Consider the following 12558-nt stretch of genomic DNA (forward strand, 5'->3'; position numbering starts at 1 on the left):
AAATCAGCTCAATTTTAAAGCGTTTCCTAGCCATTATCGTAAGGCTAGAAAACGGATTGAAACGTTGTTTTCTCAATTATGTGATCAGTTTATGATTCGCCGTAACTACGCTAAATCGTTTGGAGGAATCGGCAGAAGGATAGTCACAAAAATAGCCGCACTGACTATTATTCAGTGGTTTAATCATTTAGAAGGGAACAAAATAAACAATTTGAAAATTGTAATTTCCTAAATGCACCACGGGTAACTCAATTTTTATCTTATAAATTTTATTTGTTGTAAAGGTTTTATTAATTATGTTATTAATAAAAATAACAACAGAATTATGTTATTAATAAAAATAACAACAGAATTATGTTATTAATAAAAATAACAACAGAATTATGTTATTAATAAAAATAACAACAGGATTGTTTGTTAAGATTTTATTGATAAGAGGGATGGACAAGTGACAAAGAGAATTGATTTTGGTAAAACGGCAAGTGACTATGCGCAACATCGTGAAGGGTTCCCGCCCGCATTACTCTCTCGTTTAAAGCCCTACGCAATAGGACAATCAGGCCAATCTATTCTTGACCTCGGCACAGGGACTGGAACATTAGCGCGTCAATTTGCCTTACAGGGTGCACTCGTGAGTGGACTGGATATTGCCGCAGAGTTAATTGACCAAGCCAAGTTACTAGATCGACAAGCCGGTACGCAGGTGAATTACCACATTGGCAGCGCGGAAAAACTACCTTTCGCAGACCAATCGATGGACGTCATCTCAGCAGGCCAGTGTTGGCATTGGTTTGAGGCTGGTAAGGTGGCTTATGAATGTTATCGTGTCTTGAAACCGGGTGGTGCCTTGGTCATCTGTCATTTTGATTGGCTTCCATTGGTCGGCAACATGGTTGAACTGACAGAGTCCTTGATCCTCAAACACAACCCGAATTGGTCGATGGGTGGCGGATCTGGATTGTACCCAAGTTGGCTATCCGATGTAGCATTGGAGGGTTTTCAGAATTTGGAAACGTTTAGCTTTGACTGCAATATTCCATATTCGCATGATCGTTGGCGAGGCCGTATCCGTGCGAGCGCGGGTATTTCTGCCAGCCTATCCTCTGTCCAAGTGGATGCTTTCGATGAAGAACTTCAAGCGGCACTAGCCTCTCGTTTTGCCAATGACCCTATGCCGGTCCCTCACCGTGTTTGGGCGCTGATAGCGCGTAAAGCGTGGAGTTAGTCGTGCCAATGAAACACTCCCCCAAATTGATCGACGCAACCTTACGAGAAGGTTTTCAAGCTCCTGATGTGCACTTTTCCACGCAGCAAGTGTGCGAGATAGCCCAACGCTTGGTGAAATCGGGGGTAGATATGCTCGAAGTTGGCCACCCACTGATTTCCAAGGAAGCGATGGCTCATGTAAGTGCAGTGGTCGGAATGAATTTGGGTGTCCCTATCTTGTCACATGCACGTGCTCACCCTGACGATATCAACGCTGTTGCTCGCTCGGGGGCGTCTTGGGTCGGAATCTTTCTAGGAGTCAACCCAATGACTGAACGAGCGCGGCTCACTGGCAGCAATTTTCCTTTGTTGCTAGATAAGATCGCTGCGTCGGTTCATGACGCAAGGCAACAGGGTCTGCTCGTGCGCTACACCATTGAGGACGCGAGCCGAACACCGCTCGATCGCTTATTAACCTCGTACCGGACGGCTGTAGAAGCTGGTGCGCAGAGACTTTGCTTTGCGGACAGTGTTGGCTTACTGGAACCCAAACAGACCGGCCTGTTCATGAGTACATTGCGTCATGAATTTCCTGACATTGAACTGGAAGCGCACTTCCACGATGACCGCGGTTTTGCCATGGCCAACGCCATCCAAGCAGTGGAGTCTGGCGTTGACTGGATATCAGTGTCGACTAATGGTTTGGGCGAACGATGTGGTATCACTAATCATGGAGTGCTGGCCGTCAATTTACATTACCGCGGAGAGCGAAATCTCGATGTCAGGCAAGGAGAACAATTGCATGAGTTGTCAAAATACGTCGCGCAATGCAGTGGGCAAACCGTTTCTCCAGCTTCGCCTATTTTTGGCGATCACGCCTTCACACATACTGCGCGATTGCATGTGAAGGCAGTTAAACGAGATCCAAACAGCTATCAATGGATTGACCCTGTGCAATTTGGTCAAGCCTGCAAAATTTCTAAGCAAAACACAAGGAGCAACATAGTGACAGATACAGTAATTAACGATAAGACCGCTGGGTGGGATATTGTGGGAGGATTGTTTTGGGAAAAGGGGCGAATGTCTGCTAAGCCCAGCGAATCGGAGCTCAAACTTTTCACCGCAGGGATCAAAGCGGGTGATAAAGTTGCTGTAATTGGAGCATCGACCAAAGATCTGGTTGAGCATCTGATGGCAAAAAGCGTGGACGTCACCGTTTACGATTTTTCAAAAGGCATGTGTGATTCATTAAAAGAAGCCTTAGCGCCTAATGCACCCCCAATTTACATGTTGGACATTACTGCTCAGTTAAACAGTGAGTTAATTGGTTATCACGATTATGTGCTGAACGATCGTCTAGTTAATCGGTTTACCACTCAGGAAGCGGAAAAAGCTCTGATGAACATGGTCGCATTGGCAAAACAAGGAGAAGTACGTGCCTCTGTCAAGCTTGGACTCTATACCATGGATGAAAAGATGATTGAATTGGGTAAGAGGCGTCAGGTACTAGATCGTTTCTATTGCGAGGAAACCCACACCATCGATTTTTCAAAAGCGGGTGATATTCTGGAAGAATCTCTAGTCCCTCACGGAAACATTGATCGAGATGTGCTTTTACAGTGGTACCGAAGCCGCGGAATGGAAACTCGTTTTTCAGATGAATCGCTCAAGGAATTGATCCAGCGTTTGACGCTCAGCGACGGTTCGCTGGTTGAAATTAAAAACCAGTGCAATTTTCCTGACGCACAAGAAACCATTATGTACAGCTTAAAATCGGTGTGACCCATGTGTGGAATTGCTGCCGTTAGCCTTAAAACAGGGCGAGAGAATCTCGCCTTTGACCTCATTAATACAATCAACCGACATCAGCACATGCGAGGCCCAGATGGTAATGGATGTGTACTCGGTGTCAATGCGGGAGTCGGTATGGTGCGTCTGAGAGTTCGAGCAGACGAATCAGAAGCCGAACCGATCCGCCTATCACCTCAATTGACAGCTGCCTATAATGGTGAAGTGTATTGGCACAAGGGCGGGGTCCCTTCAGGCGGTAAAGGTGAGGTGAACGCGCTTACTGAAACCAAACTCGATGACGTCGATGGCATGTATGCCCTGGCTTGTCTATCACACACCGATAATCAATTGACCCTTCAACGTGATCCTTTAGGCATTAAACCCTTGTGGATGCGCGAAACGGATTTCGGCATTTTGGCTGCGTCCCATCCGGCTCCCCTCTATGCCGCTGCCCCCGTGGACATAACTTCAAAAGGTGTTCAACAATTTTTGGCGTTCGGTAAACCATTAGATCAGCAAGGCTTAGTCAAAGGTGTCTCACAATTGGAGCGTGGGCATTCCGTAACGATACGTTCAGGAGAAGTGGTTGAAAAACGCCTGACTCAAGGCGAGGCATCAAACGCTCCATCTGTCTCTGCGCAACAACTTCGTAGTGCTATATCAAGTTCACTAAAGCGAACCTTAGTCTCCGATAGGCCTTTAGGTCTTGCTATCAGTGGTGGGCTCGATTCGACAATTTTGGCGTACGAGCTTGCACAAATGGGCGTTGAAGATCTTAAAACTGTCAGTGTACGTGTCGAAGGTGGAGAAGATGGCATTCAAGACCTTAGCTCGATGCATGGTTTTTCAAAGGTTGTGTCAACGTGGCAACATCATTGTGTCACTGTCACCCCAAGTGACTTCGCAACCGGTTTGGAAGCGTCTTCACACGTTCTTGGGGAGCCTACCGCAATGTCTTCCGTTCCGTTGTACATGGGATTAGCAGATGCGGTTCGTCAACAAGACATAGTCGTTTTGCTGCTTGGCGAAGGCGCGGATGAACTGTTTATGGGCTATCAGAGCTACCAGTCTTTGGATTTTACTTCGCCAGATCCCCTCGTGGCCTTTATGTTCTCGGCGCAAAAAACACACTATTTAACTCGTTTACTTGGCGTTCCTCAGGTTGTCGCACTCAAGAATCAATTGGAAGGCGAGTACCCTTGCGATTTTGAGCACTCCGCACTTGAACGGCTGCGCAAAGCTGAACTTGACTTAAGCCTAGGGCCTCTTTTACACCGAGCTGATCAGATTTTGATGTCACGCTCAATCGAAGGCCGAACTCCATTTCTCCATGGAGATGTACCCCGGCTCGCTATGTCATGCCCACCACAAGCTAACCTCAGTTCTGGACAAGGAAAGGTGTTGCTGAGACAAGCCTACCCTGAATTGATGGCACAATCAGGACCATGGCAAGTCAAGCGCGCGTTTCGCGCGCCAGTACATGACTGGTTATGCGGAGTGCTGCGACCATGGGCAACGGAGATCTTGATGGACTCCCGCGAGGTGTTGTCGGAGTTCGGGATCCGCAGAGACGGTGTCGCTGAGGTGTGTCAAGGGCTGAAAGTTCATGATTCTGGAGCAGCGTCGATCGCTGTACCTTTGCTCAGTTTGGCCTTCTGGCTCAACAATATTAAGCATTGAAGGGGGAGAAAATGCAGGATTGGTCACGCCGTGCAGATACGCACGAGCTCTCGACAATCGAACAGCAAATGCGCAGCGTTGGGATACAGCGTCATGAAATACCTTGGAGGGAAACAGCACTGAGTTTACTTCAGAGCGGCTCAATGACGGGTCCTCAAGTTCTGTTGCTTCATGGTGTGACCTATTCGTCGGCAAGTGTCTTTCACCTCACTGTGCCAGGGCAGTCAGCAGATGAATATTCATTACTTTTACAGTTGAGCCAATCTCTTGGGTGTTGGTGTCTGGATTTTTCCGGTTACGGTTTTTCCTCTACGTCGAATCAGTCGACCAAGGAAACTGTGGACGATTACGTAAAACAAGTTGATGAAGCTGTGCGCTACCTAAAACAAACTACCGGGCAAAAACCCGTGCTCATTGGTTGGTCATGGGGTGGACAGGTTGCCAGTCGTTACGCTGGGTATCACGGAGACAGTTTAGCTGGCATGGTCTATTGGGGCGCAATATGGGGGGGAACAGGTCAAGCGGAGTTTGTTAAATCGTTACCCAAGCCTACGACACCTCGACGTATCAACACCCCTCAGCATGCTGGTGCGGATTTTAAAACGTCCGACACTTTTGATCCTGTGGTGCGAGGCCAATTTGTCGATTTTGCGTTACGACTCGATCCAACGAGTCCCACGACGGGACTAACAGAGTCACTTTTCAACATGCCATTGCACCACCCCGAGAACATTAGTGTACCCACACTAGTCATTCACGGTGAGCACGATTTTGTCGCGCAGTCTAACGATGTTGGCGATTATTTTGACGCGTTAGCTAGCCCTGTCAAGCAATATCGGATCATTGCGCAAGCTGATCACAATGTTCAATACAGTAAGGTACGCCACACACTGGTACGTGAGCTGAATGACTTTAGCCACCAATGTTACAGGAACAAATCTGACCTATAAGGAGATCATCATGTCTATTTTAATTCTGAATCGCTCAGCGATGTCTTACTCGGCTTACCATGAATGGCTGGCATACCTGTCCGATCGTTCTCTTCATTATTACACCGCACCAGGCAAGCGTAATTTGGTACCAGACCAACAAGAATTTGCAGACGCCCAATATGCGTCTATCAAAGAATTTGAGAACTACGACATCTCTGATGAGCTTGAATTAGCCGTATTGGAACAACACCATCAGAAAGCTTTCACCGCCATCGTCGCTATGTCTGAGTGGGATCAAATTCGAGCGGGTCGACTGCGAGAGCGCATGGGCTTAGATGGTACAACGGAGGAGCAGGCTCTTTATTACCGTGATAAGTGGTTGATGAAGCAGACCCTGAGCAAACACGGGATTTCTGTTACACCGTTTCATGCGGTCAGCAATGTCATTGACCTATTGCGTTTTGTTGAGCAGGTGGGTTATCCAATAGTGGTTAAACCACGCCTGTTAGCGTCATCCATGGGTCTGATGGTTTTGCGCGATAAACAACAGCTGCATGAATTTGCTCAGTCTGGTTTTGGTCTTAGTATGGAAGCTCAAAAGTATCTACTTGCAGAGCAATGGGTCGATTTCGAAACTGAGTACCATGTTGATGGCCTGATCGAAAACGGTGAGCTCAAGGTCATTTGGCCCTCTAGTTATATCGGAGATGTTTCGGTCTACGATAACGGTGAAAGTTTGTTTGGTGGCCTACTCTTAGCCCCAGAAGACCCCATGCGTGAGCCTTTACAAACCCTGATCAAAAAGACGTTAACGACGTTACCACAGTTGTCTAATACCACCTTTCATGCTGAGGTATTTCGTACTCGAGATGGCCGACTTTTGGTTAATGAGATTGCCGCCCGAACAGGAGGGTTTCGTATCAACGATCTGATCAAAGCAAGTTTTGGTGTGTGGCTAAATCGAGAATGGGCGAAGGCAATGGCAGGCGGAACTGGCGAATTCCCCATCAAGCATAATGCTGATCGCAGTCCTGAACGACTGTCAGGTTATCTCATGCTCAGGCCTAAACAAGGCACTATTGTCGCCATCCCTGAACATTGTCCACTAGCTGGCGTCTATGACTATCGAATTGCGGCATCGATCGGTGATCACTTTGATGCGACAAACTCTTCTGGGGAGCACGTTGCGTCGGTCGTCGTTACAGGTAATGACAGCGAATCTGTGATGCAGCGCCTACAAGAAGTGCATCAATGGTTTTATTCAAATTTGATTGTTAAAAACAAATAGCAGGAGTCATAGATGGCAATAGTGATTTTACATCGAGCAGCCCTCGCCTCATCCCCTTATCATGAATGGTTAAAAGACAGCCAGGAGCCGATTTTTCTGATTGCTTCTCAAGAGAAACTTAATGCGTTTTCAGAAAGCTTGGATACGCTTCCGAAACAAGCTTACCACTCGGTTTGCGCTGTAGAACGTTACGACACGAATGGCGAAGTGGAGTTAGCGGTGCTGGATATTGCAAAAAACCATACCATTAGAGCAATCGTTGCCCAAGCGGAGTTTGATGTCGAACGGGCTGCTCGGTTGCGTGCTTATCTCAATGTTCCTGGTCAGGACGAGTACAGTGCACGATGTTTCCGTAATAAGGTCACGATGAAAGATGTGCTGCAACGTGCAGGTCTGCTTGTCGCACCTTTTACGGAAGTACAGAATGTACACAATTTACTCGATTTTACGGAGCAAAATGGCTTCCCTATCATTGTCAAACCGCAAAACGGCGCAGGATCCTATGGTGTGGCATTATTGAGCGATCAAGATGAATTGGGTAATTTCATCACACAAGGCTTTACTCCAGCTCTGGATGTCGTGCCCAATCTGATGGTCGAACAATTTGTAGAGGGGCTCACCTATCACATTGATGGGATTGTGGTACAAGGGAAATCATACGCGATTGTTCCTTCTTGTTATCACACCGAATCACTAGATTTTCAAAACAATGAAGGAGAAGCGACGGCGAGTTATACCTTAGCCAAAGACAATCCATTGACTGTGCGATTGCAACAGTTTGTACAATCTGTGCTCGATGCACTCCCAACTCCAGAAACGACTACTTTTCATGCTGAAGTATTCCATACACCAGATGATCATTTGGTTTTGTGTGAAATTGCCAGCCGTACCGGAGGAGCAAGAATTGGTGATGCTCTTGAAGTCGCGTTGAGCTGCAATCTCAATGAGCTTTGGGCGAGACAGGAGTGTGGCCTTGAGACGGACGCTTTGTTACATCAACTCAAAGTCAATGAGTCTAAGCGCCCTATTACTGGCTGGGCACTGATTTCGCCCAAGCCTGGTATGGTTAAACATGTCCCCAGTGAGTGTGATTTACCCGAAGTAGAGGATTACATTCTCAATATATTGCCAGGCTGCACCTTGCAGGCTCCTAAGGCTGCGACTGATAGCATTGCCAGTTTTGTCTTCATTGCTGACGATGAGCAGCACGCTTGTCACATCATAGACAAGGGTCGGGCTTGGTTCAATCAACATAGTGATATAGAAGGACTGGAGGAACATGGGGTTGGATAGTTCTAAACGCAATTTTCGGTGGTTTCTCGGCATCCGAAGCCTAGGGTTGCTGGCCGATCAAATCGCGCTGTTGTCGATTCCTGTTGCCATCTATATGATCACCGAAGATGTTACCTGGTCTGGTATGGCGGTAGTGGTGCAATGGTTGCCCCGTATCATAGGACTACCTTTCCTTGGAGGTTTGATTGATCGTTGGAAACTCCGCTCCCAGTACGTCATCATTGATGTCGTTCGCGCCGCTGGAGCATTCGGCCTTATCTGGATTGAGCAACCTATTTTGCTGATGTCGATGGCTGGCTTATTATCGTTACTCAATGGCTACGCCTTCCTTATTCTTGAGTATTCCGTAGCCACCCAACTGGATAAAGAGCAATTAGCTCGAAACCAAAGTTGGCTTCAGGTGGTCGAAAACACCACCCGAGTAACTGGCCCTGCCGCAGGAGGGTTGCTGTTGGCGTGGGGAAGCATTGAAGGAGTTATGGTGGCGTGTACCGTATTGTTTGCGCTGGCTGCTGTCATGACATTGATCAGCTTTCCCGAACAACAGTATGTTTCCAAGCCAGGCTCTCCGTCAGGAGTGCTCTACAGTTTCCGTTGGATATGGGCATCAAAACCGTTAATGCGTTTGACAGGGTTGACTATGGGGACCAATTTCATCGAAGGAGCGGTCTATGCTCTGCTCCCAGGGCTCATTCTCACTCAATACGGACAAGGCCCGGATGTGGTTGGCTATTTAAATGGTGGGAGCGCATTATGCGTCATTGTCTTTATGACGGCGATCTCTCGCTGGATAACCCAATGGAATTTGATTTTGGTTGGTAATCTGTCGCTGGTGTCCTCGTTGTTACTTGTTGTTTGGATGGGCTTGTCATCCAGTTTTGTCGGCTTTTGCTTGTTGTACACTGGGTTCATCATCATGCGGTCTTTATTCGTACTTTACCTTCGAACTGAGCGCGTCAGGTATATTCCAGCCGAAAACTTAGGTCAAGTGCTTGGCGCGATGATCGCAATAATTTTATGCACCGTCCCAATTTCCGGTGGATTAGTAGCTGTGTTTGCTAACTGGCTGAGCATGAATCAGGTCTTATTGTTGTCTGTCGCAGGCTCAATGGGGATATACGCGTTATCTTGGTTGCTTACACGCGAGAACTCTGTAAGCAACCTTCAAAACAAACCGCAGGATTAATATGGAAGTCAGGACTAAAATTATACGAGGGGGATCATCAAAAGGAGTGTTTATTGACGCATCTGAAGTTCCGCCGGCAGGAGTGGAAAGAGATGCAATGATATTGCGCCTATTTGGTACTCCAGATCGGCGACAAATTGATGGACTGGGTGGTGCGGATAAACTTACAAGTAAGGTTGCGATCATTGGCCTTTCTCAGCGCACTGATTGTGATGTATCGTACTTATTTGGTCAGGTCGGAACGGAACACCCCACCGTCGACTGGCAGTCAAACTGTGGTAATATTAGTGCGGGTGTGGCCTTATACGCCGCTCATCAAGGCGTAGGGAGCACTTATGGCGATCACCGTAAGATACGTATTGAGCAATGCAACACAGGGAGGGTCATTGAAGCCACTGTACCAGTAACCAATGGCGTGCCGAATAATACAGGCGCTTTTTCGATTGGTGGTGTTCCAGGGCAAGGGCCCAGAATTGACCTCGATTTCAAAGACTTTTCCGGTTCATGTTTAAATCGCGGGTTGTTTCCCAGTGGAGAACGCCTCTCACATATGTCCATTCCCGGTGTAGGCAGTTTAGATGTGACTGTCGTGGATATGGCCAATTTACATATTTTTGTCCACGCAAGGGATCTCCAAATTCTGCCATCGGACAGCATTGATACCTTGCAAGCCAATCGAATTCTGCTTGAAAAACTGGATTGCATCCGCGCGACGGTTGCGTTGGAGTTAGGTTTCTTTTCAGCCAAGGAGTTGGAAGTAAGCTTATCGCGTAACATGAATCCGCTGGTGCATATTATGGATGATGCGTACTCTTACCAAAGTGATAATGGGCAACCGATCCGTAAAGACGCTATTGACCTATTAGTTCGTTCTTATTCGCGGGGGCAATTCTCCAAAGCCTATCCAGGAACCGGGGCTGTGGGAACGGCTGTGGCCGCATGTATCGAACACACCCTACCGTATCGCTATCGCATAAGTCAACGCGGTGATCCACAGCGGGTTTCACTGGGTCACCCTGGTGGCACGATGTCGATAGATGTCACTGTTCATGAAGTCGATGGAGGTTATCAGATTAGTCGTGCTCAATTAGGGCGGACAGCACGCCTTTTGATGTCAGGAACCGCATATTTGGACTAACAGGCGTACGACTTAATAGAAGCTGTTTTTGTCGTGTGTGTAGCACAGGCACGTCGGAAGTTTACCGATGCCGAAAAAGTACTTGGTAAAGGCAAGGTTGGAAAAGTGCAATGGGCTTTGAGTCTGTTCTAAAAACTCTAATGGGCTCTTCTCATAGCAACTTCATAATAAGGTTAAATTAAATATAGTATATCTGTTTAGATCGTTTTTTTTAGAGGTTTTTATTGGAGTGATTGATGAGAATGGGCTACCTATTCTTTAGGTGGTTGATATATGACTGTATTGAAATTTATCCCAATGCGACTATATTCTTTTGCTAGGGATTTCATTGCTGAATTTCGAGCTTGATTCACAATAGGGCTTTCTGGTAAGCCAAGTATATGAGCGGAAACATCATCAAGGCATAAACAAAGAACATGCCCTTTCCTAGCTGGTAGCATAGCTTTTGTTGCAATCTGGAAGTCATTCAAGAGAGATGATATTTTATCATTAATCATTTCACCATAACGACTAATCATCTCGTGATTGAATCCGCACTCTTTCAGCAGTGCAGTTTCATCAAAGTTAGATTCAGTAAAAATAAAGCCGTGCGGTTCAGGACAATTATTTAACACACAATCGATCCCCCCGTTGCTTGAAGCGTCAATAGAAGTCCCTCCTTGCAGCTTCCACTCCTTCGCCAGAGCAACCGCCAAGACATCGTTTATACGATCAAAAATAAGCACCTTCATAAATATTTTTCCCTTGAGTTTAGAGAGAGTTACATAGATTTAAAGTGCTCAACCGTTTTCGCTAACAAGGAAACTGTTGAGCAATTTTGCTCCATAAACATTTGATCTATTTCAGGAAACACGAGACCAAAATCTCTCTGGACGCTAGCTATAATATCCAGAGCATCAACAGAATCCAGATCTAAGCCAGAGGAATCAAACAAATTAATATCGTTAGTCACCTTTTCAAGCTCAATACCTAATTCTTCTAACTCCAACCCTTCATAAATGGACTTTATACGAATATGATCAGCAATTTCATCAAAACTTTTTAACTCCAACATTACATTACTCTCTTGTAGTAGATATTTTTTAAAACTTCATTTTTGCTCGCACACATCTCTTTTTCCCTTTAAAAAGGGATACAGAAAAAGTGGTAAAATTAAGTTGATCTTCAAGTACTTTTGATTTAATTTCCAAAATATCATTTGGAAAAGTTACAGTATGAAAAACAACATTCCATACACTATTTAGCTCCCATTCAAATATCTGATTCGGGTCAATTTGCTGAATGGAAAAATAAGACATCACATCTAAAAGTAAAACACCTGGTGTTATTGGATTACCTGGAAAATGCCCTTTGTAAACTGAGCATTTTTTATTTAATTTGACAATTGTGCTTGATGTAGGAAATTCAGAAGGGAGGACTTTGCATAGAGACTCTCCATCGGAGAGCTCTTCAGCATCATAATTTAGGTCTAATACATCATGCTTACTTTCTTTTTCATAAGATATATAGAGAGTCGCACAGAGATAAGCACACTCATTATCATCTACATCAAAATAAGTTGCTGAGAAGTCATAAAAATCACCACGTTTTTCTCGTAGCATTACAGTAAGTCTCTGTATATGAGAAGGTGATCCAACCCACTTAAATTCATCGACTTTTGAGATATAACCAGATTTCGCAGTATCTCCGCCCTCAAGCCTATATCGCGCGCCAAAAAGCTGAGCAGAAAACTCTATACAGATAGCGCTAAGAGTGTGATCCATTAACCATTGATATTTTTTGGGAATAGGATCTATAAGGGCTTCTGCCTGATATTTTTCTTTAGAAGAAAAACTAGAAATAAATAAAAAAGGTGGTTTATGTCTTAATATTCGAGCATTGATAGGTATGGTTTTCACTTTCAATTCCATTTGACTAAATAGTAAGCGTCCAGCGAACCACACATAACAATCAAATTTCGATTCACATAAAGTGATGATTTCTTTTCCTCAAGGAGTCATCTCTCATGTTTACATCCTCCCCCCAAGTTTCTATTACCTTGATT

General features: G+C 45.7%; 11 protein-coding genes and 1 pseudogene. 9 read left to right on the forward strand and 3 right to left on the reverse strand.

The window, feature by feature from the left end:
* The 9 genes and pseudogenes from ACMUMJ_RS16465 to ACMUMJ_RS16505 form a co-directional block, all read left to right on the forward strand.
* Positions 1-232: pseudogene (locus ACMUMJ_RS16465) on the forward strand (IS982 family transposase); the annotation flags it as partial.
* 216 nt (positions 233-448) lie between these two features.
* Positions 449-1225, forward strand: coding sequence for a class I SAM-dependent methyltransferase (locus tag ACMUMJ_RS16470; protein ID WP_414679940.1), 777 nt, complete (start codon positions 449-451; stop codon positions 1223-1225).
* A gap of 8 nt (positions 1226-1233) precedes the next feature.
* Positions 1234-2988 carry a LeuA family protein gene (locus tag ACMUMJ_RS16475; protein WP_414679941.1) on the forward strand — a complete coding sequence of 585 codons (1755 nt, stop codon included), beginning with the start codon at positions 1234-1236 and terminating at the stop codon, positions 2986-2988.
* 90 nt (positions 2989-3078) lie between these two features.
* Positions 3079-4677 (forward strand): asparagine synthetase B family protein, encoded by a 1599-nt coding sequence (locus ACMUMJ_RS16480; RefSeq protein ID WP_414679942.1) that lies wholly within the window; start codon positions 3079-3081, stop codon positions 4675-4677.
* Positions 4678-4688: 11 nt separating this feature from the next.
* Positions 4689-5627, forward strand: a complete 939-nt coding sequence (locus ACMUMJ_RS16485; RefSeq protein WP_414679943.1) for an alpha/beta hydrolase — start codon at positions 4689-4691, stop codon at positions 5625-5627.
* Between the two features lie 10 nt (positions 5628-5637).
* Complete coding sequence (locus tag ACMUMJ_RS16490) at positions 5638-6897, forward strand: ATP-grasp domain-containing protein (protein WP_414679944.1); 1260 nt, start codon at positions 5638-5640, stop codon at positions 6895-6897.
* Between the two features lie 12 nt (positions 6898-6909).
* Positions 6910-8190 (forward strand): ATP-grasp domain-containing protein, encoded by a 1281-nt coding sequence (locus tag ACMUMJ_RS16495; protein WP_414679945.1) that lies wholly within the window; start codon positions 6910-6912, stop codon positions 8188-8190.
* Between the two features lie 94 nt (positions 8191-8284).
* Positions 8285-9376, forward strand: a complete 1092-nt coding sequence (locus ACMUMJ_RS16500) for an MFS transporter (protein WP_414679950.1) — start codon at positions 8285-8287, stop codon at positions 9374-9376.
* Between the two features lies 1 nt (position 9377).
* Positions 9378-10514 (forward strand): PrpF domain-containing protein, encoded by a 1137-nt coding sequence (locus tag ACMUMJ_RS16505; RefSeq protein WP_414679946.1) that lies wholly within the window; start codon positions 9378-9380, stop codon positions 10512-10514.
* Between the two features lie 251 nt (positions 10515-10765).
* Here ACMUMJ_RS16505 and ACMUMJ_RS16510 read toward each other — a convergent pair whose 3' ends face one another.
* The 3 genes from ACMUMJ_RS16510 to ACMUMJ_RS16520 are packed head-to-tail and all read right to left on the reverse strand — an operon-like array spanning position 10766 to position 12412.
* Positions 10766-11245, reverse strand: a complete 480-nt coding sequence (locus tag ACMUMJ_RS16510; RefSeq protein WP_414679947.1) for a hypothetical protein — start codon at positions 11243-11245, stop codon at positions 10766-10768.
* Between the two features lie 29 nt (positions 11246-11274).
* Positions 11275-11568, reverse strand: coding sequence for a phosphopantetheine-binding protein (locus tag ACMUMJ_RS16515; protein ID WP_414679948.1), 294 nt, complete (start codon positions 11566-11568; stop codon positions 11275-11277).
* A 28-nt stretch (positions 11569-11596) separates the two neighbouring features.
* On the reverse strand, positions 11597-12412 hold the full coding sequence (locus ACMUMJ_RS16520) for an ApeI family dehydratase (protein WP_414679949.1): 816 nt from the start codon (positions 12410-12412) through the stop codon (positions 11597-11599).
* Between the last annotated feature and the right edge of the window lie 146 nt (positions 12413-12558).

The sequence above is a fragment of the Marinomonas phycocola genome (assembly GCF_047525455.1).
In the GTDB taxonomy this organism is placed as follows: Bacteria; Pseudomonadota; Gammaproteobacteria; order Pseudomonadales; family Marinomonadaceae; genus Marinomonas.